Below are 25,248 nucleotides of genomic sequence, written 5' to 3'. Positions count from 1 at the left end.
CGTTAAACCAAAGGAGGAACGATGGTATACGTTACGGCTGCTTCCCCCGAGCCTGACGGCTCAACCAGGCTAACCGCCGGAATGACCGGTCTGTTATCATCTGCATCGTCAATTACGTCCCGTACGACAGGAATCAGAATTGCGATTACGATAGCCACACACAGAAATCCGATAGCGATAAATAAACCAGTAGAAATAGCGTCCTTTTTCATTGTTAATATCTCCCTTTTTATTTTATATTTTTAAGTGCTGTTTGAATATACAAAAATTCACTCATTGAAACATCCCCACACCGCTAAAATTGCCCTTAATCAGCATAATGTACTGCATAGCCAGACATACAATCATCAGGAAGGTAGCGATAGACGGAATTACATTAATGATGGTCGATACATCGCCGATGAAGGACCATTTCTTCAGATATTGGTCGCTCGATATTTTGGTGATAATCTTGCCCTGCTCCCTTAAATAATTCGCTGCTTCATGATCATCATCCATGCCCTCTGTCGCCAGCAGAATCGAACGGATATCATTAATGAAAGCGTGGTTCTCTGGAAATTTGCCGCAAAACCATTCAATCGCACGTTCGGTTCCCTCATCTACCGCCCTTTCCGAGAGCTCATATAGATCCTGACGGATATAATTGAAGTGACTGGCTGTCCCTGCACAAAAAGCTCCAAATTCCACATACCCGCGCTTGCGCAGCCGGTTATTCTCATAGAGACGGATGAAGGAAATCAGCTCCCCGTCTTTTTGAATAAGCGTCTTCTGATGCAGCCAGACCAGCAGCCAGCCAAGGGGCAGAACCCGCTGCGGACTGGTAATCAGCAGAATAAGCGCAGCAATAAGCGGATCATAAATAGATAAAGGCTCTGAACGTACGAAGTCACCTGCCGTCTGAACCAGCAGATAAATCAGCGCCGCCGAGTACCGGAACAGTGTGATTTTGCCTGCTGATATGGACAGACCGCTCTGATTCAGCAAGTGCTGCAGCCGTTCATTCTGCACCCGTTCCCCGAAGGCCTTCCATTTCACGCCGAGACGGAGCACATAACGTTCCTGACGGCTGCTGCTGCTGACAAAAACCAATAGAGCGAGATACACAATACCTGTTACGGCTATCAAAAGTAGTAATCTATCCATTATTCATCACCTTAGTGGTAGTCCAGCTTGGGCCTGGCGAGGATGGTACTGATCATGAACGAGATGAACATTCCCGCAATGATGACCATCATAAATGTAAGACCAACGGTAGTCTCAAACTGCAGTTTGAAATAGACGTCGGGCTTCAGCATGTACATAAATGTTCCAACCGAAGAAACCAGCACAACCAGATTTCCGTACAGTCCCAGGCTAATCGCATCCCTGCTGCTTGCTTTGACCGTCAGAATCGTCTCCCGTTGCTGCTCCATGGAGCGGTTAAGCATCATGAGCGAGCTTTTGAGATAACGTGTGCCTTCCTTCTCGCAATAGAGCAGATCCGATACGAATTCTACGGCAAAGGTTGTTCCGATCGCTCCGGCAAAACGCCCCGCCTCCTCATTCAGCTCCCGTTCATTACTGTAATTGGCAAACGCCGCTCCAAGCAGCTTCAAGGGAGTCTTCAGCACATTATCCCCGGCCAGCAAATCACTGGTTCTCGACAGAATGGAATCCGCAGATAAATGAGTGAATTTGGTGGCGATTTTGATCACATCGAGCAGATCGTAGCTCCCCCGTACTTTCCTCTGAGCATAGGTATACCTCATCCGTAAATATGGAATGCTTGCCGAGAGAACTGCCAGAAACAGCGGGAGCCGCCAAGCGTCCTGCACAGCTGTACCGTCATTTAACACAATCCCCTCCAGGAAAGGATTATTAAAGCTCATATGTCCCGGCAGCTCCCGCAGAGTCAGCAGACCCGATAGAAAAACCCCCGTGAACAGCATGCCTGAACGGGTGACAAAACGCATAACACTGATTCCCGGCTCATACCTCTTATGGGCAAAATACAGCAAATCATCCAGATGGCGGTATAGCCACATTCTTTTATTAATCATGCTTACCTTTTTGCCGAACAGACTCATCCTCAGGTTCATCCGGAAATCCATCTTTTGTCCCCACTGCGATAAATGCCGCTCAATAAGCGGCTTCACCAATAGCCACAATCCGCCCGCGGCCAGTAAATGAAAGACAAACTGGATGATATAGTACAGCAGCCCCACAGGCTCCCCCCTCATTCGTTCAAAACAATCCTGGATTTCAAGCTTTCCTTCAGCGGGTCCACCATTGGTTTCTGGGCAGCGAGATGTCCAAGCTCCTGCAACATAAGCCGCGTGGCCCGTGCATTCTTCTTCTTCATCTTCAGCATTAGTCCCGGCGTCAGCTTGTCATTGTAGCTCCAGGCCGACTGCTCCGGCTCCCAGCGCATCAGATCATTAGCGAATACCGAGTTACTGGCTTCCTCATAAAAAACCTCGGATATCCGCGCGAGCCGTTTCTTCCCATCGGGCACACTTTCCAGAATAAATACCAGCTCACAGGATTTCAGCGCTGAGATTAAATGCCCCTTCAGGCTGCCGCCAATCCGTGTAGATACGGCAAATGCACCCTGGTAAGGAATATCCTCCGAATCCACCGTATGAAAGGTTCCGGTAATGCCGTCATAGCCCTTCTCGCCGCTCCACAGATAGAATTCCCATTCGTTATAACGCATCTCCGTCATATAGAGAATGTTCGGGTCATGCCGCAGCGATTCCACGCCGACCTCCATCAGCTCCTCATTGGATGCCTGGATTGGAATGATCCGGTGGCCCTTGATCTGATATGGCAGAATTGACTCCGGATGCTTCTCAATCATCACCACTCCCATGCAGGAGGAGGAACCGAGCAGCTGCTCTCCGACAATTGTATTGGCAAAAGTGGTTTTGCCCGAGCCTACGGCACCCGCGATAATCGTATTACGAAACGTACCCGTAAGCGCACGGATCAGTTCAATCGCTTCCGCAGGGATGCATTCTGTGCCGGCCTGATCATCCAGATCCAGGAATTCGACGACCTGGCGGCGCAGCGATATGGTGGTGAAGCCTTCCCAGACCCGTGGCGACACCCAGATGGCTAACCGGATGAACCGGCCCGGCCAGAGGGGATCGTCCATTTTGAATTCCACCGAAGGGTTATCCTTGTTCAGCTTTTTGTTGGGATCGCTTTTCAAAAGGGATCGCTTGAGCTGCTCTACACGATCCAGCGAAGGCATCTCATACGGATAAGCTACAAACCTGCCCTGGTGGTTATAGAAAATTTGCCGTCCGATCATCTGCAGACCGGTTGATTCACTATAAGCCCGGTCCGTAAACCAGCGGTACGCAGGTCCGAACCCTTTCCATTCATGAAACAGCGCTTCAGCGGCTGTACGGTAAGCCTCCGGCACCTTGCCCGTAAACGGGGTACGGCGCAAATATTTCTCGATCTCGTTCATGAAAAAGCTGACTGCCTGCGGATCACCAATCAACGCCTTGGCATTTAGCTCGAAATAGCTGTCATCCTCACGCTCCAGTCCGGCGTTCATTTCACTTTTCATTTTTTGCAGAAAGCCGTAGAAGTCTTCCTTGCCGGGTTTACTGGTACGGAGCACGCTCTGCTTCAGTGAGAAAAGCCGTATGTCCTCTGTCTCCTTCGCTAATCCAGGCAGTGCCTGTCCGCTCCCGTCCTCCTCTTCCTGCCGTCTTCCATGCTCAGGGTCTAGCGGAGTCCATCTTGATGGAATTCGCCCCTGCTTCAGCGGCCAAGCTTCATCCGGATATTCAATCATTGAAATATTCCCTTCTTTCGGACTTCCAAGGCCAGACCCAGTGAAACCAACAACGCATGAACCTTATCGTCTACATGCTGAAGTTCTTTTTTGCCGAGCGGCAGGCTCTCCAGGAAAGGCTGGTAATACGGAAGCTCCAGCAGGATCTCACTGCCAAAGCGCAGCGCCAGATTCTTGGAGGAGGTCAGCTCTTCTACATTGCTGCGGTTAATGATCCACTGGAAATCCTGCGGATGCAGATCCATATGCCCGGCCAGCTCCATCAGAGGCTGCAGCCTGTATTCATGACGGGGATGCGTTACAATCATCCGCAGCACGGATTTCTGCATACCCACATACCAGGCGGCACTTTCCGGAATGGACCCGAAATCAGCCACCACTACATCGGCATTGTCACTTGCTCTGGCCAGCAAATACTCGATCTCCTCCTCCTGATAGTCCTGAGCGCTTAAATAATCGAAGTTGCCCGGCAGATACGAATATCCTTCCTGTTTCACAAACCCGGCAAAGTCCTCATCGTGAAGCATTTTGCCGGTAATCCGCGGCCGCAGCCTGTCCAGACTGACTGCTGTCTTACGGTCATAACCCGGATCGTACAGATCAAGACCCAGCACGATCACCCGCAGCCCCGAAGCCGCAATCCGTCTGGCGAATAGCTTAGCTGCACTTGTACAGCCAATGCCCGGCCCGGACCCGAAGAATCCGATCAGATTTCCCCGCTCTGCCTGCTCATCCTCAAGCATGTAGCGCAGCTTATCGATGATCGCTGATGAGGTGGAACGCGGAGGCATGAAGAAAATCCCCAGGCTCTCACATTGCATATGAATGGCCTGATACCCCCTCACTCCTTTTTGCAGATATACATACAAAATGTTGGAATCCGCATAACTCCGGCGCAGCCCGCTGAGTCCGGATACCGGTACCTGCTCACTTGTCACCATCAGCAGATGTCCTCCGGCCTGCGCCGGCTCAGGCAACACGCTTTGGGCGATGACCGTAAATCCGGCAAGCTTTATTTCATTAATGGTCAGCTGATCCATACCCAGACTGAATATTTTCAAGCTCATCTTTCCTCCTGTCTGCTCCACTCTCCTACTCCACTCTTACGATCCACAGCTTCTTGCCCTGTTCCAAAAATGCCCCCAGCAGCTCCCCGTCGCTCTTCTTCAGCTTCAGCTCCGGCGTAGCTACTTTCCCGGTCGAGGTGAAGCGGTTATTGTTGTTGCCATTCTCCGAATCCAGCACATCATTGTTGTCTTCAGTGCGCACATAATTCACGGTTACTCCGCTGAGAAATACTTTGCGGCCGGGAAGCGCCGGCTGAATTTCCTCATCCACCGCAGATGCCGGTCCTGAAACCTTCACGCCTGCGGAAGCATCTGCTGCCCCGGCTGCCGGGCTATAGCCTGTCCGGTCCTTAACCGGCGAATCCCCTTCTACCAGATAAATATCCACTTTATCTCTGCTGCGGAGAGAACCATTAATGGCATAGATCGCCTCTTTGGGTATAGGAAATATCCCCTCATCCTGCTGCGGCTCCAGATTGCTCACATCAATCAGTGATTCGGTCAGAATACTGCCATCCGTCAGATTCACATTCGTAATCTTCTGTTCCACCTGATCCAGGCTTCGGATGACACCAGCCGGAATGTCTTTGGTCTGCACGGAATCCAGATAGAGATCTCCGGGCTTCAGCTCATAATTTTTCGGTAAAAAGCCTCCGCCATCCACCTTGATTTTGACGACTGTCTGAGAGAGTACATAGGGTTTGAAATAGAGATCATAGCCAAGCAATCCGCCGAAGCCGGTGGTCAGGATGAGAAAGGCAAAGATGTAATTGCGTTTTACTAAATGTCCGCGTTGTGATGACAAGCCCTTTACCCCCTTTGAATGTGAAATCTGCACATAACAAAATACATTTTGGTTTGAGATCCAAAATGCCGATAAAATGCTTTTTTACCTATAGTGGTGAGAAGTGTATTAGATTATTACTGTGAGGTTGTTGTATAGCTTGAGGCTGCGGGAGAAGCTCCCGGCTGAAGATGTTTCCGGTAAAAATCAGGCCGGAAGGATGTTATATGCATCCGTGTGATTCCTGACCTTTACCGGAGTGGTTGTAATGGTTAACTGGAATGCTTCGCTGCTTAATTAAAAACTACTGTTTTATTATGATGCACGAGGATTCTGTCCTCAATATGCCATTTCACCGCACGGGCCAGAACTACCCGTTCAATGGTGCGTCCGATGCGCTTAAGCTCGTTCACATCATCGCTGTGGCTGACCCGCTGCACATCCTGCTCGATAATCGGACCGCCGTCCAGCTCTTCAGTCACATAGTGGGCAGTAGCGCCGATAATCTTAACCCCGCGCTGATACGCCTGGGCGTACGGCTTGCCGCCGACAAATGCCGGCAGGAACGAATGGTGGATATTGATAATCCGGTGCCGGTAATGCTCGATGAACGAAGGGGAGATAATCTGCATATACCGGGCCAGAATGATCACATCGATATCATCACCGATCACCTCTAGCTGACGTTTCTCTGCGGCTTCCTTCGTATCCGCCGTAACCGGAATATGATGGAAAGGAATGCCGAAGGATTCAACATAAGCCTGCATGTCCGTATGGTTGCTGACCACAAGTGCAATATCCGCATCCAGATCACCAGCCTGCCACTGCCAGAGCAGCTCCACCAGACAGTGATCCTCTTTGGATACAAAGATCGCCAGCCGCTTCTTGTGGCTTACATTGAAGATCTGCCAGTTCATCTTGAAGCGCTCGGCAACGCCGCCAAAGATCGTACGCACCTCTTCCAGCCGTTCATCCAGCTTAGGCAGGTCAAACTCCACTCTCATAAAAAACATTCCGCCGTCCGGGTCCATCGTATATTGATCCGACTGCACAATGTTCGCACCATGCTGGTACAAGAAATGCGACACCGCCGCTACGATTCCCGGACCGTCTGGACAGGAAATGAGCATACGCGCCCGGTCCGGATATTGTCCGCCTGATGAATGATCTCTTTTCACATGTAACTCCATATTTCTCCGTCCATCCTCTCATCTGCTTGCGCAATCTGTTGTTGGATTAAGCATTCACGAGCAGCTGCTTGCCTGCCAGCCAGGCGATCAGCCGCTGGTTGACAGCTTCCTCACTAAGCTGAGGGAATAATCCGGCGGCAATTACATTGTCATAGAGACGTTCCAGCGGTTCACGGGGATCGGCTTTTTTGGCTTTGGCATCATTCTTCAGCAATTCCCATACATCAAGCACATAGCGGCGGGAGTCCAGCTCCTGTTTGGCAAAAAAAGCATGCAGCTCTTCCAGCTCCTGCAGGAACTCCGCTCCGAAACGTTCAGCCACATTGCCGCGCAGCAGAGCAATTTCCACTTCATACATTGGACGAAGCTTCTTGGCATCCTTGCCAATCCACGGGGTCTCCAGAATGAACGGCAGACCTGCCAGTGCTTCATGATGTACGACATTGTTGATCGTCTCAAAACCAATATAGCCCGAGCCAATCGGAGTATGGCGGTCTTTGCCCGCTCCCCGCGGATTCTTGCTGTCATTAATGTGGATAACGCCGAGCCGCCCCAGGCCGATGGTATCGTCGAATTTCTTCAGCACGCCATCCAGATCGCCCACGATATCGTATCCGGCATCATGAATGTGACAGGTGTCGAGACAAATGGACAACCGCTCATTATGTACGACCTTATCGATAATGGAAGCAATCTCCTCGAAGCTGCGTCCGACCTCTGTTCCCTTGCCGGCCATTGTTTCCAGAGCAATATGCACTTCCGTCTCATTCGTACCGCCAAGGACCTCATTTAGTCCGTCTGCAATACGCTGAATGCCATATTCGGCATCCTTATCGGTAAATGCACCCGGATGCAGGACAATATGCTTAACGGCAAGCGCATGGGTACGGCGGATCTCCTCCTGCAGGAAATCAACTGCCAGTTGGTAGGTGCTTTCCTTGTAGGAGCCCAGGTTAATAATGTATGGGGCGTGAACCACAATCTCTTCGACGCCATTCTGCGCCATAGCCAGCTTCCCTTCCTCAGGGAACATCGATTCAATTGGCTTACGGCGCGTATTCTGCGGCGCTCCCGTATATATCATAAACGAGGTAGATCCGTACTCATTTGCTTCATTGGCCGCGCTCAGGAGACCCTTGTCCGCGCAGGACACATGTGAACCTATTTTCAGCATGCCTATTTCCCTCTTTCCTTCACGAATTAACCCTTATTCTACCGTGATCGGGAAAATAAATCTAGGCAAGCCCCAGAAGGCTGCTTCCGCTTCGCAAAACTTTGGAAATACGCTATACTTTAGATGAGTAAAAGGAAAGTGACAATCATCATTGTCAAAGGCGGTGTATACATGCATTTTCATTCACCCTCAAGCTTGTTATCTGCAGCTCCGAGCAACTGGTTTATGAATTCCATCGCATTTTGGACCTTTTTACTGCTGGGCTGTATGTGCATCGGCGGCTATTTTATGTTCCGCAAATTTCTTAAGGTACTGCCCAAGGCTGACGGCAAGTCCAAGCTGGACTGGCAGAATTACTGGGTAGAACGCAGCCGTCCACTATGGAGCGACGAGATGAAGGCTTTTCTGGACCAGCTGGTTCAGCCGGTACCCGGCCCCTTCCGCGACATCGCCAAACATTCCATTGCTGCCGAGATCGGCAGAATTGCTGTGGAGAGCAACGCTCCGGAGGTAACCCGCGAGCACTGCATCAAAGGCTATATTATAGCCACACCACGGCGCGATAACCGCTTTCTGGTTACCTTCCTGGAAAAGAACGGCATCGACTACACACCTTATAAACATTTAGTCAAATAACTGCTAATCAGGTCACGCCATGGTCAGGCGTCCAGAACAGGAGCACCCCTATGAAATATATCATTTGCGGAGGCAGCGGCTTCATCGGCAGCGAACTAACCGAATATTGGCTGCAAAGCGGGCATCAGCTCATCAGTGTCGGCCGCAAGCTTCCGGCGAACCCACGAGCTCATCCGGGTCTGAGCTATCTTACCTGGGACAGTCTGAAATCAAATCCAGAAGCTGCCGAAGGCGCAGATGCACTGGTTAATCTTGCCGGAGCTTCCCTTAGCCAGCGCTGGACTCAAAGCGGCAAGCAGGCGATTATGAAATCACGGCTGGAAACCGTTACCGCAGCAGGGAAGCTGCTGCAGTCGCTGCAGCATAAGCCCCAGGTAGTCGTCCAGTCCTCTGCTGTCGCCATTTACGGGACTTCACGGCAGGATACCTATAATGAATCTTCTCCAACCCGCGTTGTAGACTTCCCTTCAGAAGTCGTCAAGACCTGGGAAGAGGCTGCCGATGAAGCATATTCGGGCTGCCGGCTGATCAAACTGCGCACAGGCGTTGTGCTGGGCAATGAGAGCGGTGCTTTTCCCAAAATGAGGTTGCCGTACTCCCTTGGCTTCGGCGGCAGAATCGGCAGCGGCAAGCAGTGGCTGTCCTGGATTCACCTGACGGATATCGTCCGGCTAATCGAATTCTGCATTCTTCATCCTGAGATCGAGGGTCCTGTCAATGCCACTGCACCGCAGCCGGTTACGAACGAACAATTCGGAAGCATGATCGGCAAAGTCTATCATCGTCCGCATTGGTTCCCCGTCCCGGCATTTCTGTTGAAGGCTGCCGTAGGTGAGCTGTCGGAAATTCTGCTTGGGGGACAGCGCGTACTTCCTTCCAAAGCGGTGAATAACGGCTTCACGTTCACCTATCCAACCCTGCAGCCGGCACTTGAACAGCTGAAATCTCAAGTGTGAAACGTATAGCAGCCCTTAACAATCGTGAACACCGCTCCTTCGGTCAACGGATACTCTTTATAAGGAACCATAACCTCACCAGCGAGAAGCGTGCCGTTCCTTGAGTCCAGATCCTTCAGGATATATACGCCGGAGCTTCTGGAAATTTCGGCATGCACCCGCGATGCCCCTTCAGATGTCTCTACATACTGGGCGACCTCTGAAGAGCGGCCAATAATGAAGCTGGGGCGGTTCAGTTCAATTCTCTCAGGAGTTCCGCCGTCATCCGCCTCGCTTCTTTCCAGATAAGGAACTGCCCGCCCGCTTGATGGGAGCCCACCCCCTTTAACCGGTTCCGGTTCCCGGATAAGCAGCGCCGTGGCAGCTACAGCAGCAGGCGCTTCTTTCACATGAAGCCGTTCCTCGGCAATCTCCGGGGCTGTACCCTGTCCGCCTGCCATTGTCCCCCTAAGATAAGAGATTTCAGCAGATGATGCTTGTTCTGAACGCATGTAAGCGGGAGCTGAAGTCCGGAACGGCGCTACCGGATTTCTGCCAAAATCCCATTCCAGCTCATTCCTCAGCTTCCGGCCTGTACCCTTCCTGTCCTCTATCCCCTCCTCCAAAAATTCTTCCTCTTCCTCAGATCCGCCCCGGGTAATCCTACCGCTCCACACCATCCAGCATACAACTGCCAGCCCCAGAGTTACTGCTGCACAGACCGCGAGCCAAAGCGTCAAGGGATTATTTAAATAGAGAAACTTCCATAACAACGCATCGCACAGCACTGCACCAAGTACAATATACGTCCGATACGATGATGTTCCGTCCACAGCAGCTTGGAGGGTTTGTTCAGGCATATCAGGCCTCAGCTGTTCTCCGGTTGCTCCCCCATCCTTCCGCTTCAGCCGCGGTGCGCCGCTCATCCATGGAGCCTGATCTGGCGCCTGTCCAGAAGCAGGAGGCACACTCTCCTTACCTCCTTGCTCCCACGCGAAGGCTGCTCTCCCCGGGAAAGCCGTCTTTGGCTCTTCCAGATTAAGGAGCGGAGGCTGTTCCATTCTGTCTGCTGACCGAATCGGCGCTCCTGCCAGCTTCCCCTGAACCAGCCCCATGGCTTCAGGAGGAGCCCTGTATTGGTCTGCCCCTGTCAGCAATTCTGCTAATAGTTCCTTAAGCCCTGCAGGGCTGAAAGCCTCCTCCCCGCAGTATTGCAGCAGCCGCTGCATTCCGTCACCGGACAGCTCATGGATGGCCGTCATAAAAACCATGATCAGTGATCTGAGTGACTCCCCCGGACTTACAGCTGATTCTGTATGCTGCAGTGGAAGGTAGGTAAGGAACACTTTTCCACTGTTTAACGGACCCTCAATGAAGATGTAGTCTTCATGCAACGCGTACTGCTCTGCACGCAGCATATACAGGCGCCCCTCCTCCATTCCTGCAGCGATCTGCAGCAGCAGCCCGAAGAATTCAAGCATACTCAGCCTCTCACTTTTGAGCAGAGCCCCCAGCATTTTTCGTCTTGATACGGTATATTCCAGTGTCACCTGCAGGTCTATCTCTCTAAGAAGCAGCCGCAGATGATGCGGAATGCCGGTGTTCATCAGCATGCGGGCCTGAACCATGTTAAGCTCTCCTGCCGCCAATCCCTCAGGCTTGCCGAGTAGCATCGTTATCCCATCCTGCTGCACGAAATCACGTTCCAGTCCAAACAAGCAGCTTCACCTCCTGAGCTGTTATAACTCCAAACCTCAAGTCAGAAATAATAATACGCACAGATAAATCCCGGAAAAACAGCCAGCATAAACGGAAACCGGAGCAGATCACTCGCCTGTCCTTTTTTGAACATATCCGTATTACGGAGCAGCAGGAATCCCGCACTTCTGCTTAATATACCGCGTACCCTCCGGCCTGCTCCCCGCCTGAAGAGAATCATGCTCCAGCCGACAACGGCTCCCAACAGCACTGAATACACAATTACCTGCAGGGAGAACAATACACCAGTCCAGGCACCAATTCCGGCAAAAAGCTTAACATCTCCAGCCCCCACTGCCCCGATGAAATACATGATCAGCAGCAGCAGAAACCCCGAACCTGCACCGCACAGAGATAAGAGCAGTCCATGCCAGCCACTCATAATCACCTGCAGGGATATTCCTGCAACCAGTGCAGGCAATGTGATCCAGTTAGGGATCTTCATCCAGCGTATATCTGTGATTAATGCTGCTGTCAGGAACGGCAGGCAGCCCCAAAAAGCCCATTCTGTCATCCCCACTCCCCTTCCCGTAAACTTCAGTTATTTCACAACTGTAAAAGTAGCCTCCAAGGAGGTGCCGTCAGCCAAACAAATGACGAAGGGCCAGGTCCCCGGTGTTGTATTTACGCCTATCTTCCATTCCCATTCGATATATCCGTTCTCATCCGCCTGCTTCCAGCCCAGATATTTGGCCGTGCTCTGACCGCTTTTGTAAAAAATGGCCAGGTTCGCCGAAGCACCCGGAGGCACCTTAACCTTTATCAGGCCCTGATGGTTCGCCACGCCCGGATTAGGCTTCTCCAGGACGACAATGATGCCTGTTTCTTCATCGGGTCCGGCCGCACCGCCATCTCCGGATACATCTGTGTTGCCGATCCATAAGCGTTCGACTGCACTGGCCTCAAGTACAATCTTTTGATTCAGGAACGGGACCTTCATCGGCAAATCATAGCTGACTACCAGTCCGAAGTAAGGATGTGTTCCTTTATTCAGATCAGGGACGGTTACATTAGACACATGAATCCGGCTGTATTTAAGCCAGTCCGAAGACAGATACGGCTTCAGCATAGGCTTAAGTGCGATATCCAGTACGGCCTCGGAAGCTCCGGCCTGCACCTTCTGGAGCGGCCCTTCTCCCTGCTGGACTGCAGCGCTGACCCAAGATTCCATAGGCTCAGGAAGCTCTTTCACATAATTCTCGCTCCATTCGGCAAGCGACAACCGCGGAATACTCCATACACCCGGAGAGGCAGAGCCAGCGGACGAATCTGTGTTCTCTGCTTCACCTGCATCATCCCATTGCTGTGCGGCCAAAGCCGCAGGATACATATGCGCCGAGACTATTTTAACCGTATCGGAAACCGTGCTCTGCAGCGCCGTGGAATATAGTGTCATTTGCACAATAAAGATCAGGAACAGGACAAATAACAGAAACATGGGTAGAACCAGCGCCGCTTCTACAACCATGCTGCCTTCATCACGCGGGCCCGGCGATTTCCGCAGACAGAGCTTCATTCGGCCAATCCTCCTTCAATAAGAAAAGTCGGCCCCTACTTTCCTGAAATAATTCTTACCCCGGACGTCCCCTGAGAGTCCTGCACTATAATCCACCAGCTTCACTACTCCAGGGAGAAACCACAGCGGCATGCCCATTGTGAGTTCTGCTGAGGCATACGTGAACTTACCCGCCGGATCAGTGCCGGTATTCAGGCGGATAAGTGCAAGCATCCGGGCCAATTGTTCCTCCCCTCCTCCATGAAGCAGAAGAAACAACCGCAAATGATCACGATAGGTAAGCTTCGCGGTCATATATTTGGATAAAGGAATCTCCCCGTTCCTGCAGAGCAGAAGCATGTCCTGAACAGCCTGTTCAACTCCATACAAAAGTGCAGCAGCCAGGACCGCCAGCGGATTGCCCAGACTGGCTTTCTCTATCATTCCCTCCATAGTCCGTACGGCCAGCCGCAAGGCAAAGATCTCCCCATATGCCGCCGCTACATTTCCGGCAGGATTATAGAAGCCATACAGAATATACTCCAGCTCCTGAGCCTGAGGATCAAGTTGTTCCCCGAGCTTTTCTCCGAGTCCTTCCGCAGACCCGGAAGCCAGCGGAGTCAGCGCCGATAGATCAAAATGACGGAAATACATTGCTGAATACTCTGTTTGATACAATCTGTCCCTGGTGCCTTCCAGAACACTGCTCATCGCTGAGTACAAGCCGTCCATATTTTTCATTGATGATTTTCCGGCAGTATACTGATCACCGCTATTCACAGTAACTGTTGCTTCCTGCTCTATACCCTCATTGAAAGAGACATTCTCCTCGTAGTATTGACGCAGACTACGGTACCGTTCCACGGCTTCTTCTGCGCTTTCACCCAGACCGCGGATCTCATTAAGCAGTTTCATAGCCTCCCCGAGCTTGGTTTTGGCCTGTTGTTCCGTTTGCCTGCGCCCACTGTCCGAAGTCCGGCGGCCGTCAATCTGCGCGGCCTCAGCTGTAATAATGGATCCATGCTCGCCATAATTCTGTATATAACTATGAATTGTCCCTGAAGCATTCAGAACACCTGTAACCATGCCTGAATACTCTCCAGATGATCCTGATAATGCACTCAATACGGCTGGTAATCCGGATACTGCCGGCTCCAGGTTCATTGCAGCCTGTTCCTGTTCCCCTAAGTTATTGTCCATAGTACTGAACTCGGATGAAGGGAGAATAAGGCTTGCTGCTTGTTCCCTCAGCTTCCTGAGCGGCTCTGAATTCATTTCTTCCACGCTCCCCGGGATGTCCCAGTTCCGCGCAGGATCATTTCCGGCAGTATCTGCGGCAGCCATTGACTGATCGAGCATGCTTTTCATCTGCCGGTTTAAATCCTCAGCCTTCGTAAGTGCTGATCTGGCCTCCTGTAACCGGGAGTTATGATCTGCCTGAACCTCAGCCAGAACACCAGGTATCCGGCTGATCAAATCAGATACTTGATTTCTATACAGCGATAGAACTCCTGAGTACTTTGGCGGTTTTTTGGTATCCCGGAACAAATCCTCGTAATACTTGGCGAAATAATCGTTATACATCGCCGGGATATCCGCTGCAGAGGCAATGGAGCCCAGCCCAGCAGGATATATATGATTAGCAGGAGGATTCATCAGAAGCTTCTGCAGTTTCACTGTACTGTCAGCAGCCTCTCTTCTCTTCTGCAGCATAAGTTCCAATGCTTCCTCACGCTGAGTATATAGAGGCTGCAGGTCTCCCAGTATCTGTGTTGTCTGTGAAGCCTCCGTCATTGCCGCAGACAGGGGTTTCAGCTTTCCTGCCAGCTCCAGTGCGAAATCAACAGGTGCTTTATACTTCATTTCTTCAATAATCTGCCGCCGGAAGATATCATAGCTGCCAAGCGGCCGGCTCCAGTTCAGCGAAGAGGAATCCAGCTTTACCGGCAGCAGATTAAAGGCATCTGCCCGCCCGCTCTCATACAGATTATCGTTCAGCACCTTGGACAGCAGCTGATTGCCATCGTTACCGCCGAAGGCGAACAGGGCATACCGGTCCCGTAAAGTAATATCATAAGAGGACATCACGGAGCGGACCCCTGCTCTCGCCAAACGTTCCTCCTGCACATTCACAGCCGCAATCCGCGCGTAATCTATGAGCACAGTGGTGAAAAGAAATACGAAAGCCAATATCATAATCAGAAAAATGGAGACAGATCCTTCAGTTGTATGCAGATATCTGAAAGTACACCTAACTAACCTTCCGGTTCTATTACTATCGCTACTTCTGTTGCTACTTCTGTTCCTAGTTCCGCTCCGCCTTGCGTAATTCCGGCAGCGGCCCGGGCTAGGAAGCTTGCTGAACTTGCATTCCTTGGAATGCAGCATCCGTTATCACCTCCTTCCAGCCCCATCACCTGAACCAGTCCCGCCGAGATATTGGCAGCTTAGTGCAGCTTGTCCAGCATGAGGGCAGCGTTCTTCTTCTCCATGCCCGTGTCCTCCTTGCTGCCGGATGAATGATTCTTGAACTTGGACCCGTAGTAACGCATGAGGTCTACGGTTCGAATAAACTCAACAGGCTCAGTAACATAGGAGCTGGCAGACACCTCGGGAACCGCCTCATCCGCCAATAATTCATCCAAGACCGGTAAACTCAGCACCTTCTTTAATTCAGCACTGATCTTGCGGCCTGTGAATCCGTAAGTGTAGCTAAGCTCTCCCGTCAGATTCAACGGGACAATCTTCGAAGCTTGCCGCAGCTTCACTACGGGCAATTCGCCCCCACCCTCCGCCTCACCAGGCAGTACAATTGCCGTACTACCATTCTGTGCCCCCTTTCCGAACAAGGACCCCAATAATCCATCTTCGCTGATTCTCCAGTACAGCGGATCATAATTCCCAGCTGCGAATTCCCCATCCACCGCCCTGTTGCTATTCTCCCAATTGTAGGCCGCACGCTCGGTTGCAGCTGAGCCCACCTGCAGCAGCATCGACTTCTGATAGCTGTAGAGGGAGAAAAACAGCAGCAGCATTGTGATGCACATAATGATCGGCAGCAGAAGCGAAGCCTCGATTGTGAAGCTTCCCTCCTCCTCCTGTAGAGGAATCACTCAAATACTTCCTGACTCTTATCTCCGGCAGTACTAATCAAATCCTTAACTACCTTTACAATCTCTTCACGGAACACCATCACTACCGCAATCAACACAGCAATAATCAGTATCATCTCGAGCGTGCCCAGTCCATCTTCATCTCTCCAAAAATTCCTCACACCTTCTGCAATCAGCGTCATCATATGCTTCTACCTCCTACATTTTTAACATCATCAGCGCCGGTGTCCCCACCAGCACAATCACAATTAAGAAGATAACCACCATCGGGAAGACCAGCTTTGAGGAAGCCTGTTCCCCGTGGGTCCGGCTGATAGCCTTCCGCTTCTCCCAGAGCATCCGCGACAGATCACGCAACGACAGAACAAAGTCAGCTCCGCCTCTGCGGTAATTTAGCAGTACTGTAGTTGTGAAGATGGAGACTTCCTGCACCGCACAACGCTTGCTGAAGTTCTCAAACGCCTGCTGGAACGAATAGCCGCCTTCCCATTCCGCTGTCATCTTCAGCAGTTCAGCATACAGCGGATGGGCACTGTCTCCCTGGCGGCTGTTGACACAGCGGAGGATTGCCCGCTGCACCGTCTCGCCTGCACCAACAAGCAAGACTAGGCTATTCAGCAGCTCCGGCAGCTCAAGCAGGATTAGCTGCTCCCGCAGGCGCACCTTCTTGTGCAGGTCACTGACCATCGCAACCGGAAGTAGAACTGCCAGGAGGCCGCCAATTGAGATTCCCGCCTGCTCACCCGTAAACAAGGTTAGTGCGCTGCCTCCTGTGATCAACAGCCAGCTGTAGCTGAACATCTCTCCCATGAATAGCAAAGTTCTTTCTGCGCTATGGCGCATGCCGTAGATCCGCTGCAGTGAGCGCTGAATTTTGAACATTACTGCCGGGATTAGGCTAACGACCTTCCCCTTCTCCACAAGCAGCAGGATTGGCTCGCCCAGCCACCGCAGCCGGAGCCCTGCCATGGGCAGCTCACGCAGCGCTGCGTAGCGGCCGCTGCATTTGAAGCGCAGAATCATCCAGCCGGCGGTGAAGATAAGCATGACTGCAGCACATAACAGTGACATGTCAACCCTCCCTCCTCTTCACAATGGAATATCCATGATCTTGGAGGTCCAGAGATAGCAGAGAAATAAGGCAATCAGCGCCAGCGTGGAGACCCCTATTCCAGCACCTGTATACATCGGCTGCATATAGTCTCCCGCTGTCAGGCTCATGAACATCACCATCATCAGCGGAGAGACGAGTAAGGCCTTGGCCTCAAATTTCTTCTGGGCAATACTGACCGCAATATCCTGCTGAATATCCAGCTTCTCTCCAATAATTGTAGAAGTGCGGCGCACGATCTCCACGAGATCCCCGCCCGTCCGCTTGCAGACCATGAATACATCTGCAAAACGTTCCACATCCTCCATGCCTGCCCTTTTGCTGAAATCATACAGCGCCTCTTCTACCGGCTCCCCGTACTCCATGCGGGTACAGATAATATTCAGCTCAGCGATCATGTCACCGCTTCCCTCAGGGTCAAGCATCCGTAGATCAAGCACCGCCTCGCGAAATGCATTCTCTACCGACCGTCCGGCAGATAGCGATGAAGAGAGCGAGAATAGCATCTGCTTGAACTGCAGATTAAGCGCTGAGCGCCGGCGCTGGAGCAGATATTTGCGCAGCAGGCGGGGGCAGGCTGCACTGCCCGGCACAAGCAGCACAGAGAGAAGCAGATGATGATAGAACAGGTAACCAAGGCCAAATAACAGTACACCCCCTGTCAGAATGACCAGAATTCGTTGCATGGCGTTCAATTCGTACCGGGTATAATCCGGAAGCACTGCTTGCTCGCCCGCAGCAGATCCGCCAGGCGGCTGAACCGGCTTTATTCCTTTCGCGAATATCCTTCTATCCGCTTTGGGTACACTCTGGCTTCTGTTCTTCAAGGCATTCAGGACACAACCTCCTCTTGCTTCCTTCTGGCTGCGCTGAAGCGCAGCAATGAATAATCACTGATTCCGGCCATTCGCAGTTTGTTTGTATGCAGCAGCGGATTGCCGCAGGCGGCAAGGCCGCCCAGTACCCGGCCATCCCTTTCCCCGGTTTCCCGAAATTCATATAACGGATTCAGCTCAACCTCTCCGCTGCGCAGACCCGCAACTTCACAAATCTCCATGACTCTGCGTGAACGGTCCCGCAGCCGTGAGAGATGTACGAATATATCAATCGCTGACCCGATCTGCTGACGGACTACAGCTACCGGCAGCTCCGCGGCACTGAGAACCATAGTTTCCAGACGGCTGACCATATCATGCGCACTGTTGGAGTGGCCTGTTGATAAACTTCCGTCATGGCCGGTATTCATCGCCTGCAGCATATCCAGGCACTCTGCTCCACGCACCTCACCAACAACAATACGGTTCGGCCGCATCCGCAGTGAAGTGCGGATCAGATCGCGGATGGTAATCTCACCCCTTCCTTCCGTGTTGGCATTTCTGGTCTCCAGCGAGACCAGATTCGGGACCGTGACAATCTGCAGCTCCGCAGAATCCTCTACCGTAATCACACGCTCCTGCGGCGGTATGAACTGCGACAGGGCATTCAGAAAGGTAGTCTTTCCCGAGCCTGTCCCCCCGCTGATGAAGATGTTGTACTTGGCCGCAACCAGAATCTGCAGCAGCTCTGCAGCTTCCTGACTGAGCGCTTCACGCGTCACCAGCTCGGCCATGGTCATAGGTGTCTCAGGGAACTTGCGGATGGTCATTGCCGGGCCCCTTAGCGCAGCAGGCGGCAGCACGATATTGACACGCGAACCGTCCTGCAGCCGGGCATCTACAATTGGCGAAGACTCATTCACCACCCGGTTAACACCTGAGACTACAGTCTGGATAATATCTTCCAGCCGGCTTCTGGATTCAAAAGCCAGCGGCAGTCTGCGGATCATGCCATCCTCCTCCACAAAGATCTCCTCATGGCTATTGATCATAATCTCGGTAATGGCCGGATTATCTATCAGCGGCTGCAGGATATCCAGCCCCCGGAAGGAGTCGAACAGCTTCTTCACCAGCTCGTGCTTCTCCTTGGCCGTCAAAAATTGCAGATTGTCCCGTCCAAGAATAATCCGTTCAATAAAAACGGCAAGCTCATGGTTTCCTATGGCCGAAGTAACGTCCAGCCCTGCCCGGATGTCGCTGCGCAGTGCTCTGAACATTTCTTCATTCATGCAGAACTCCCGGTAAATACGCCCGGCAAAGCCGGTTCAATTATGCTTCTGCAGAGCTGCTGTACTCCCGCTATGAATTGAGGTGAGCTCAGGCACAGCTCTCCGTAATGCTGCATCCCCCAGGAAGGAATATACGGAAGTGTACCCGCCAGCCCGGTTCGGGCATCCGCGAGGTTGTCATTCACCGCATCCGAACAGCAGTTCATCACGAATCTGCTCCTGGCTCTCAGTTCCGTGGGCATGCCGGAATGCGGGCTGTCGAAGTAGGTAAGCCAGCGTTCCGTCTTGTGCCGGCTTACCTGCTCGTTCTTCAGTACCCACAGCAGGAGTCCGCATCTGTGTAATACAGCCTGAGCCCGCTCCTCCTCAATGCTTCCGGTATCCGCAATGATCACATCATAGCTTCCGGACGCAGCCAGCCCTTCTAATATCTCCAGCGTATCCTGCCGTGACATCTGAAGCATTTCCCTGAAATTTTCCACAGGTCTGAATGCATCACAACGCAGGCTATCATGCCTGAACGCATAATCCTTCCATAAGGGCTTCCCCCTCCCTCCCTTGTTCTCTCCCCCAGCCTTGAGTTCGTAGAGCAGGCGTTCAAAGCCCGGAGCGTTACCGCCCGGCATCCGCAGATATAATCCGCTGCTGTCCACACTCTCCAGGTTGAGGTAGAACACCGAGAGGCCGAGTGCACCAAGCTGCTTCGCCATATTCAGGGCAAGCGTTGTTTTGCCGCTGCTGCCGCTTGCCGAGACAACCCCCAGCAGCAGTGTTTGCTCCTTGGGAGCAGCAGCAGTCCTGACCCGCTTCAGATCACACAGCTGGAGAACGGACTCCAGCAGCGAGGGAAGCGCCTGGTATTTGGCAATCCTCATTCCTCCTGCCACATTACCGGCATTCGGCAGATCTCCCGCATCACTCAACACTGCCCACGGAACCGTGCTCCTTCCTTCCACCAGCCAGGCTTCAATGAAGGAAGGGTCACCGGCAACGGCATCCGGAATCTCGTCTCCCTTCATAAATTCCATAAAAGTGTCCAGCCTGCTGAACGCTGTGATCCGCAGCATTTCCCCATACTCACTATGGTGAAGATAATGCAGCAGCGGTTCAATGTACTCGCTCTCCCGGACTGCAAGTACAATTCTTGCCGTCATGAAATCACTCTCCTCTCAGAATATTGGCAAAAATGGCAGCAAAAAAAGCACCGCCAATAACCGTGGGATACGGTCATTGAACGGTGCTTCCGTTACTGTTCCTTTAATTTACAGCTATAGTAGCATATATATAAGAGCTCAGCAATATCTTTTTTACCAATATCCGAGTGAACCTCCCAGAATCCCCCTATCTCACATGTCCTGCAAGGGATATGTGATCATTCTCCGCGTACCTTTATAATACATACGTACATACATAAGTTAGTCCAGATTATAGAGAGGAGTTTCACAATTATGAAACTAATTCCCGGATTCCTTGCCGTTCTTGCCTTATCCGGTGCAGTCAGCTTATCCGCTGCCGCAGCAGAACAACCTATTACAGTCCTGATTGATCAGCAGAAGCTGAACCTGAGTTCCAGCTCGCCGGTCAAAGACAACGATTCTATCCTCGTGCCTATGCGCCCGATCTTCGAGAAGCTGGGCCTGGAGCTTACCTGGGATGCCAAGACCAGCACCATCACCGCCAGTAAGGAAGGCCTGAGCATCAAGCTGCAGATCGGCAGCAAAAAAGCAAGCGTGAATGGAACGGTCAAGTCGCTGGTATCCGCTCCCCGGATGATTAATAATGTGACGTATGTCCCGCTGCGCTTCGTCAGTGAAGCTACCGGCAACCAGGTGAGCTGGGATGCCAAAGCTAATACCGTAGCGATTACCAGCGCAGCAGACACTGCTGCATCCACCAAAGAAATCTCAGCCCTGTTCGATAAGTACGCCGACTATTTGAATAATGAGAATGCCAAAGGTTTCGTGTCGCTTATCGATCCGCAGTCTCCGCTAACCGCGATTGGTCCGCAGCTTGAGGAACAAATGGCGGAGTATGATACCAAGACCACCATTGAGCAGCTGAACATTATTGATGTGCAGAAGAGTGAAGCAACTGTGCAGACGATCGAAACCAGCAAGAAGCTCGGCGGTGCTTTTATGCTGAACAGCAAAGCTGAGTACATCTATTCCCTGACCCGGAGTACCGCCAGCACACAGTGGCAGATCAGCAATCTGCAGATCAAAGCAATAGAGTATTCCCTTCCGGAGGGGACACTCGAAGCAGCAGTTTCGGTCCCCAAAGCTGAGGAAGATCTGATCAATGCTGTGGTTCAGGCTAATTTTGATTATACCAACAAAGAGAACCTGGACGGCCTGCTCTCGACCATTGACGAGACTTCTCCCGCATATACTCAGACCAAACAGGTGTATGCCCAGATGTTCCAGGTCTATGATCTGGATTCCGCTATCGAGTCTTCCAAGATCATTGATTATGCAGCCGATGAAGCTTCCGTATATCTGGTGCAGACGACCAAGAAACTAAGCGGTCCTGCGTTACCGGATAGCCGCTCCACCACTGTGACAACCCTGAAGAAGTCTGCTGACGGCAAATGGAAGCTTTCCCAGAGCTATATGCTTAAAACGGAACCTTTGAAGCCGTAAGGAACTGCTCAGGAAACATTGAATTCATCTGCGTCAAAATAATCTGCACCCCAAAAAGCAGTGCCGTCCTCAGAGGACGGCACTGCTTTGTATTAAACCCGGTTTCCGGCTACAGGAATCTCCGCTTCAGATCCGGTGACGGGAGCAGACACTGTTCATCCCGGCCGAACCAGCGGTAGCGGTTCCTTGCCACAAGCCTGTACAAGGCGTTACGCAGCGGTTTCGGCACCAGGATGAACACATATGCGAGCGGCCACGGAAACCGCAGTCTGCGGGCAATCCGCAGCACTGCAGCCGACTCTGTATAATAGCTGCCGTTCTCCACAAGCACCACTGTGTTTAACTGATTGCCGGGCAGGCTGCCAGCCCTCAGCAATTCCTTGGCCGGCTCACTCTGCAAGGAGGCGAACATGAAGTTCGCCCGGGGATCACGGGGAACAATGAACCGGACCAGCCCCTGGCACAGATGACAGACTCCATCAATCAGCACAATGGATTTACCCTGCATTTCCTTGTACTCTTCAGCCACTTCGCCGCCCCCTTCCTCTTAATCATAGTGTACCCTTCATATCCTCTTCTGAAAAAAAACAAAAAACGCGGGATAGCTCCCGCGCCTACAACGTCCGTACGTGTAATTATTCAGCAATTGCCTTGTTAATCCACTCGTCCCCGATCATTTGCCCTTCGAAATCAGCTGTGAAGGAATCCATGCATCTGCAGATGAAATCTTTGCGGCATACCGGACATGGCGTCTTGAGCAGGCGGCTGATGTTCGTCATTTTCCATTCCGGAAACCGATTGTAGAACGCGCGGCACTCCGTTCCGTCAGCAAGCTTGATAATGAACTCGTACAATCCTTCCTTATCATTGCTGCTGGCTTTGGTCACATTCGTAATATTCGGTCTGTAAGACATCTTCATCACCCATTATTTAAATTTTTGGTAGTTAATAGCACACGCGACATTAACAGATACTTAGACATATTAAAGAATTTCCGGGGTGATGTCAACCAAACAGCAAGCTCGCGCCCGCTATTTATTGCACTTCTAACCTTCTCCGACTCTATTTAGCCATTATTCCCAGCTTTGTTCATTCCTACCCGTTGTTTCTGCGGCTCCACATAGTATAAGACCGGACATCGGCTGTCCGGCCTTATACGGGAACATATCATTTTCAATGATATAACTTCACCATACCTTACAGTACGTTCAGTTCAACCTCAATATTTCCGCGGGTCGCCTTCGAGTACGGGCAGAAATCATGAGCCTTCTTCGCCAGATCTTCCGCTACAGACCGTTCAATACCCGGCAGCTTCACATCCAGTTTAACCGCAAGCTTGAAGCCTCCGTCGCTCTCGTCCTTGCCAATCAGCACGTTGGAAGTGATCTCCACATCCTGCAGCTTCACGCCCTCCTTACGGGCAATGTTGGCTAGTGCACTCTCATAGCAGGCACCATACCCTGCCGCGAACAGCTGCTCAGGATTCGTACCGGCACCGCCGGGACCGCCAAGCTCCTTCGGAATTTTGAGGTCATGCTTAAGGGCTCCATCCGATGATTCCACTGAACCCTCGCGGCCCCCGCGAACGGTTGCTGTAGCTGTATATAACGCCTTCAGTTGCACTGCAGTCATCTTTGATCTTCTCCTTTTTCAAGCGGATTTTGTACCGACACATACCTTTAACTTAAACATCCCCTGCATTTTGAAACGATTATGCAATGTTGTCACAACCTGGAGGGTTGCTTCTGACGGTGAATAGTGTACAATTAAATTGTGATAAATCAATGTTCGGGAGGAATTATCCATGAGTGTCTATGATTATGAAGCCAACACCCTTAAGGGCCAGGAAGAATCACTCTCCAAATACAAAGGTAAAGTACTGCTTGTCGTGAACACAGCCAGCAAATGCGGTTTCACTCCTCAATATAAGGGTCTCCAGGAAGTGTACGATAAATTCAAAGACCGCGGATTCGAAGTTCTGGGGTTCCCCAGCAACCAATTCGCCGGACAGGAGCCGGGTGAGAGCGAAGACATCGCCGAGTTCTGCGAGATTAATTACGGTGTAACCTTCCCTATGTATGAGAAAATCAATGTCAACGGCAATGAAGCCCATCCTTTATTCAAATATCTCTCCAAAGAAGCACCCGGCGTACTCGGCTCCAAGAGCGTGAAATGGAATTTCACTAAATTCCTGGTGGATCAGGAAGGCCGCGTGCTGAAGCGGTTCTCACCGCAAACCACACCGGACCAGATTGAAGCAGACATCGCCAAGCTGCTGGAGTAGAGCGACCTAATTCATCTGTCTGCCGCAAAATACAAACACCCTTACTGCCCGCATGAATGCCGGGTGTAAAGGGTGTTTTTTTCATCTTAAGCTTACCGGTAACTTCCTGTAATTAACCCCGGCGCAAGCCTTGCCTTATCTAGCCCAAGCGCATCTGTTCACGTACGTCCTTCCAGGATATCAATCGGATTTCTTCGTCCACCAGCAGCTGTCTGAATTCCTTGTCCATACACAAGTTATATTCCATTTCTCTTTTGGCCGAAGAGGGGGTAAGGGTGCGCATTTCAGCAGTGTCCCTTGAAGGGTGCACGACCAGCTCCGTTATTCCAGCTTTCATTTCTTGGATGGCCTGCGATAATTGCCGCCTCACATCAGGATAACCCTCCCCCTGCTCCTGCTCATAAGGCAGAATGATTAAATCATCAATCAGCGGGATTCCCCGGCGGTCTGCCGAATGAATTCTCTTCTGGAACAACTCCCGCATCTGCGGAGATAAAAAAGACTGGTTCACAATGTTCCGGGGCAGCTTGAACGGCAGCCGGTATTCCTCACACAAGTCGAAGGCCAGCTCCAGAAAATCGCGTCCGCCCGCCAGTCCCAATAGACTGCCCTCATGACTGTCCAGATGTGTCGGATCAATCCCCATCCGTATGGCGGCTTCGATCTGATTGCGTACTTCAGTCCTGACTGCTTCTTCAGCAGCCTGAAGCTCCACTTCAGCCGATGTCCCCCAAAAGTACCCCTCTTGAGTCATTAACGATTGAACCCTTCCATCTCTCGTCACCGGCCCCCACTTATACTGCGGGAAACTGGAAGTAAGCGTAAGATGCACACCGATATTCGCTTCGCGGTTATGTGCGGCATAGTCAGCTGCCTGCTTAGCCCAGGGCCCTGGCATCATAATCATGGCGGAAGTAATGGCCCCTGTGTCCCAAAGCTTCATAATCGCCTCATTCATAGAGTGGCACATGCCGAAATCATCCGCAGTAATAATCAGGCAGCGCCCGTTCAGACTCCGCTTCCCACTCCATTCTTTACTCCGTCCGGTATACATTATCCTCATCCCCTTCTTATTTGATTTCACTCCATGCTCCTGCAGCTGCAAACCCAAATAAACAGCAAAAAACCTGAAGTCCCTTATGGATAAGGAATTTCAGGTTTCTGCTGT

The 25,248-nt window shown here is 51.6% G+C and carries 26 protein-coding genes; 4 read left to right on the top strand and 22 right to left on the bottom strand.

All coding sequences use genetic code 11. The features are described from left to right. Positions 1-2: 2 nt before the first annotated feature. From NSU01_RS06820 to NSU01_RS06785, 8 genes are all read right to left on the bottom strand, one after another. Positions 3-212: a hypothetical protein gene (locus NSU01_RS06820; RefSeq protein WP_042134342.1), complete on the bottom strand. Its 210-nt coding sequence runs from the start codon at positions 210-212 to the stop codon at positions 3-5. 61 nt (positions 213-273) lie between these two features. Continuing rightward, the gene (locus NSU01_RS06815; RefSeq protein ID WP_144025956.1) at positions 274-1,143 is read right to left on the bottom strand and encodes a hypothetical protein; all 870 of its coding nucleotides are present in this window, start codon (positions 1,141-1,143) and stop codon (positions 274-276) included. 11 nt (positions 1,144-1,154) lie between these two features. Next, positions 1,155-2,204 carry a hypothetical protein gene (locus NSU01_RS06810; RefSeq protein WP_076242383.1) on the bottom strand — a complete coding sequence of 350 codons (1,050 nt, stop codon included), beginning with the start codon at positions 2,202-2,204 and terminating at the stop codon, positions 1,155-1,157. Positions 2,205-2,215: 11 nt separating this feature from the next. Next, complete coding sequence (locus NSU01_RS06805) at positions 2,216-3,790, bottom strand: ATPase, T2SS/T4P/T4SS family (protein ID WP_076242382.1); 1,575 nt, start codon at positions 3,788-3,790, stop codon at positions 2,216-2,218. Continuing rightward, positions 3,787-4,857 (bottom strand): hypothetical protein, encoded by a 1,071-nt coding sequence (locus NSU01_RS06800; RefSeq protein ID WP_042134335.1) that lies wholly within the window; start codon positions 4,855-4,857, stop codon positions 3,787-3,789. The genes NSU01_RS06805 and NSU01_RS06800 overlap by 4 nt, the downstream gene beginning before the upstream one ends. 25 nt (positions 4,858-4,882) lie before the next feature. Beyond that, a complete protein-coding gene (locus NSU01_RS06795) occupies positions 4,883-5,662 on the bottom strand; it encodes an SAF domain-containing protein (RefSeq protein WP_076242381.1) in 780 nt (259 codons plus the stop codon). A 272-nt stretch (positions 5,663-5,934) separates the two neighbouring features. Continuing rightward, a complete protein-coding gene (gene purU, locus NSU01_RS06790; RefSeq protein ID WP_042134331.1) occupies positions 5,935-6,831 on the bottom strand; it encodes a formyltetrahydrofolate deformylase in 897 nt (298 codons plus the stop codon). A 46-nt stretch (positions 6,832-6,877) separates the two neighbouring features. Then, positions 6,878-8,005 carry a deoxyribonuclease IV gene (locus tag NSU01_RS06785; RefSeq protein ID WP_076242380.1) on the bottom strand — a complete coding sequence of 376 codons (1,128 nt, stop codon included), beginning with the start codon at positions 8,003-8,005 and terminating at the stop codon, positions 6,878-6,880. A 171-nt stretch (positions 8,006-8,176) separates the two neighbouring features. Here NSU01_RS06785 and NSU01_RS06780 point away from each other — a divergent pair, with 171 nt between their 5' ends. Together NSU01_RS06780 and NSU01_RS06775 are read left to right on the top strand one after the other, a co-directional pair. Next, positions 8,177-8,641: a DUF2621 domain-containing protein gene (locus tag NSU01_RS06780; protein ID WP_042140824.1), complete on the top strand. Its 465-nt coding sequence runs from the start codon at positions 8,177-8,179 to the stop codon at positions 8,639-8,641. 50 nt (positions 8,642-8,691) lie between these two features. Beyond that, entirely contained in the window at positions 8,692-9,597 is a 906-nt protein-coding gene (locus NSU01_RS06775) for a TIGR01777 family oxidoreductase (protein WP_076242379.1), read from the top strand. On the opposite strand, the gene NSU01_RS06770 is transcribed toward NSU01_RS06775, so the two are convergent. The 10 genes from NSU01_RS06770 to NSU01_RS06725 form a co-directional block, all read right to left on the bottom strand. Then, positions 9,588-11,294, bottom strand: a complete 1,707-nt coding sequence (locus tag NSU01_RS06770; protein WP_076242378.1) for a DUF6382 domain-containing protein — start codon at positions 11,292-11,294, stop codon at positions 9,588-9,590. The two genes, NSU01_RS06775 and NSU01_RS06770, sit on opposite strands and share 10 nt — an antisense overlap. Positions 11,295-11,335: 41 nt before the next feature. Next, entirely contained in the window at positions 11,336-11,848 is a 513-nt protein-coding gene (locus NSU01_RS06765; RefSeq protein WP_042134324.1) for a prepilin peptidase, read from the bottom strand. Positions 11,849-11,875: 27 nt separating this feature from the next. Continuing rightward, on the bottom strand, positions 11,876-12,850 hold the full coding sequence (locus tag NSU01_RS06760; protein WP_076242377.1) for a TadE/TadG family type IV pilus assembly protein: 975 nt from the start codon (positions 12,848-12,850) through the stop codon (positions 11,876-11,878). A 15-nt stretch (positions 12,851-12,865) separates the two neighbouring features. After that, positions 12,866-14,941: a hypothetical protein gene (locus tag NSU01_RS06755; RefSeq protein WP_144025955.1), complete on the bottom strand. Its 2,076-nt coding sequence runs from the start codon at positions 14,939-14,941 to the stop codon at positions 12,866-12,868. 335 nt (positions 14,942-15,276) lie between these two features. Beyond that, positions 15,277-15,942, bottom strand: coding sequence for a TadE family protein (locus NSU01_RS06750; protein ID WP_076242376.1), 666 nt, complete (start codon positions 15,940-15,942; stop codon positions 15,277-15,279). Then, positions 15,939-16,127: a Flp1 family type IVb pilin gene (locus NSU01_RS06745; protein ID WP_076242375.1), complete on the bottom strand. Its 189-nt coding sequence runs from the start codon at positions 16,125-16,127 to the stop codon at positions 15,939-15,941. The genes NSU01_RS06750 and NSU01_RS06745 overlap by 4 nt, the downstream gene beginning before the upstream one ends. A 13-nt stretch (positions 16,128-16,140) precedes the next feature. Then, positions 16,141-17,013, bottom strand: a complete 873-nt coding sequence (locus tag NSU01_RS06740) for a type II secretion system F family protein (RefSeq protein WP_076242374.1) — start codon at positions 17,011-17,013, stop codon at positions 16,141-16,143. Between the two features lie 18 nt (positions 17,014-17,031). After that, positions 17,032-17,823: a type II secretion system F family protein gene (locus NSU01_RS06735; RefSeq protein WP_076242816.1), complete on the bottom strand. Its 792-nt coding sequence runs from the start codon at positions 17,821-17,823 to the stop codon at positions 17,032-17,034. Between the two features lie 62 nt (positions 17,824-17,885). Then, the gene (locus NSU01_RS06730) at positions 17,886-19,157 is read right to left on the bottom strand and encodes a CpaF family protein (protein WP_076242373.1); all 1,272 of its coding nucleotides are present in this window, start codon (positions 19,155-19,157) and stop codon (positions 17,886-17,888) included. Further along, entirely contained in the window at positions 19,154-20,311 is a 1,158-nt protein-coding gene (locus NSU01_RS06725; RefSeq protein ID WP_076242372.1) for a hypothetical protein, read from the bottom strand. The genes NSU01_RS06730 and NSU01_RS06725 overlap by 4 nt, the downstream gene beginning before the upstream one ends. Before the next feature lie 294 nt (positions 20,312-20,605). Between NSU01_RS06725 and NSU01_RS06720 the strand changes: the two genes are divergently transcribed. Beyond that, positions 20,606-21,796 (top strand): copper amine oxidase N-terminal domain-containing protein, encoded by a 1,191-nt coding sequence (locus tag NSU01_RS06720; RefSeq protein WP_076242371.1) that lies wholly within the window; start codon positions 20,606-20,608, stop codon positions 21,794-21,796. 109 nt (positions 21,797-21,905) lie between these two features. Here the strand turns inward: NSU01_RS06720 and NSU01_RS06715 are convergent, their stop codons facing one another. The 3 genes from NSU01_RS06715 to NSU01_RS06705 form a co-directional block, all read right to left on the bottom strand. Then, positions 21,906-22,304 (bottom strand): thiol-disulfide oxidoreductase DCC family protein, encoded by a 399-nt coding sequence (locus NSU01_RS06715; protein WP_076242815.1) that lies wholly within the window; start codon positions 22,302-22,304, stop codon positions 21,906-21,908. Positions 22,305-22,431: 127 nt separating this feature from the next. Next, positions 22,432-22,710: a hypothetical protein gene (locus NSU01_RS06710; protein ID WP_039296361.1), complete on the bottom strand. Its 279-nt coding sequence runs from the start codon at positions 22,708-22,710 to the stop codon at positions 22,432-22,434. Between the two features lie 283 nt (positions 22,711-22,993). Continuing rightward, positions 22,994-23,413: an organic hydroperoxide resistance protein gene (locus tag NSU01_RS06705; RefSeq protein WP_042140820.1), complete on the bottom strand. Its 420-nt coding sequence runs from the start codon at positions 23,411-23,413 to the stop codon at positions 22,994-22,996. A 187-nt stretch (positions 23,414-23,600) separates the two neighbouring features. On the opposite strand from NSU01_RS06705, the gene NSU01_RS06700 reads away from it, so the two are divergent. Then, positions 23,601-24,080, top strand: coding sequence for a glutathione peroxidase (locus NSU01_RS06700; protein ID WP_076242370.1), 480 nt, complete (start codon positions 23,601-23,603; stop codon positions 24,078-24,080). 139 nt (positions 24,081-24,219) lie between these two features. On the opposite strand, the gene NSU01_RS06695 is transcribed toward NSU01_RS06700, so the two are convergent. Then, complete coding sequence (locus tag NSU01_RS06695) at positions 24,220-25,134, bottom strand: polysaccharide deacetylase family protein (RefSeq protein WP_076242369.1); 915 nt, start codon at positions 25,132-25,134, stop codon at positions 24,220-24,222. Positions 25,135-25,248 lie beyond the last annotated feature (114 nt).

Source organism: Paenibacillus sp. FSL H8-0259 (genome assembly GCF_037963255.1).
Lineage (GTDB): Bacteria > Bacillota > Bacilli > Paenibacillales > Paenibacillaceae > Paenibacillus_AQ > Paenibacillus_AQ phytohabitans.
This window is presented reverse-complemented; position numbering and strand designations above follow the sequence as displayed.

Bases quoted from the DNA above. Each gene is read 5' to 3' on its own strand.
- NSU01_RS06745 (WP_076242375.1), bottom strand. From the start codon at position 16,127: ATGATGACGCTGATTGCAGAAGGTGTGAGGAATTTTTGGAGAGATGAA.
- NSU01_RS06710 (WP_039296361.1), bottom strand. From the start codon at position 22,710: ATGTCTTACAGACCGAATATTACGAATGTGACCAAAGCCAGCAGCAAT.
- NSU01_RS06695 (WP_076242369.1), bottom strand. From the start codon at position 25,134: ATGTATACCGGACGGAGTAAAGAATGGAGTGGGAAGCGGAGTCTGAAC.
- NSU01_RS06805 (WP_076242382.1), bottom strand. From the start codon at position 3,790: ATGATTGAATATCCGGATGAAGCTTGGCCGCTGAAGCAGGGGCGAATT.
- NSU01_RS06715 (WP_076242815.1), bottom strand. From the start codon at position 22,304: ATGCAGGGTAAATCCATTGTGCTGATTGATGGAGTCTGTCATCTGTGC.
- NSU01_RS06785 (WP_076242380.1), bottom strand. From the start codon at position 8,005: ATGCTGAAAATAGGTTCACATGTGTCCTGCGCGGACAAGGGTCTCCTG.
- NSU01_RS06740 (WP_076242374.1), bottom strand. From the start codon at position 17,013: ATGTCACTGTTATGTGCTGCAGTCATGCTTATCTTCACCGCCGGCTGG.
- NSU01_RS06730 (WP_076242373.1), bottom strand. From the start codon at position 19,157: ATGAATGAAGAAATGTTCAGAGCACTGCGCAGCGACATCCGGGCAGGG.
- NSU01_RS06815 (WP_144025956.1), bottom strand. From the start codon at position 1,143: ATGGATAGATTACTACTTTTGATAGCCGTAACAGGTATTGTGTATCTC.
- NSU01_RS06700 (WP_076242370.1), top strand. From the start codon at position 23,601: ATGAGTGTCTATGATTATGAAGCCAACACCCTTAAGGGCCAGGAAGAA.
- NSU01_RS06800 (WP_042134335.1), bottom strand. From the start codon at position 4,857: ATGAGCTTGAAAATATTCAGTCTGGGTATGGATCAGCTGACCATTAAT.
- NSU01_RS06725 (WP_076242372.1), bottom strand. From the start codon at position 20,311: ATGACGGCAAGAATTGTACTTGCAGTCCGGGAGAGCGAGTACATTGAA.
- purU (WP_042134331.1), bottom strand. From the start codon at position 6,831: ATGGAGTTACATGTGAAAAGAGATCATTCATCAGGCGGACAATATCCG.
- NSU01_RS06765 (WP_042134324.1), bottom strand. From the start codon at position 11,848: ATGACAGAATGGGCTTTTTGGGGCTGCCTGCCGTTCCTGACAGCAGCA.
- NSU01_RS06760 (WP_076242377.1), bottom strand. From the start codon at position 12,850: ATGAAGCTCTGTCTGCGGAAATCGCCGGGCCCGCGTGATGAAGGCAGC.
- NSU01_RS06720 (WP_076242371.1), top strand. From the start codon at position 20,606: ATGAAACTAATTCCCGGATTCCTTGCCGTTCTTGCCTTATCCGGTGCA.
- NSU01_RS06820 (WP_042134342.1), bottom strand. From the start codon at position 212: ATGAAAAAGGACGCTATTTCTACTGGTTTATTTATCGCTATCGGATTT.
- NSU01_RS06775 (WP_076242379.1), top strand. From the start codon at position 8,692: ATGAAATATATCATTTGCGGAGGCAGCGGCTTCATCGGCAGCGAACTA.
- NSU01_RS06780 (WP_042140824.1), top strand. From the start codon at position 8,177: ATGCATTTTCATTCACCCTCAAGCTTGTTATCTGCAGCTCCGAGCAAC.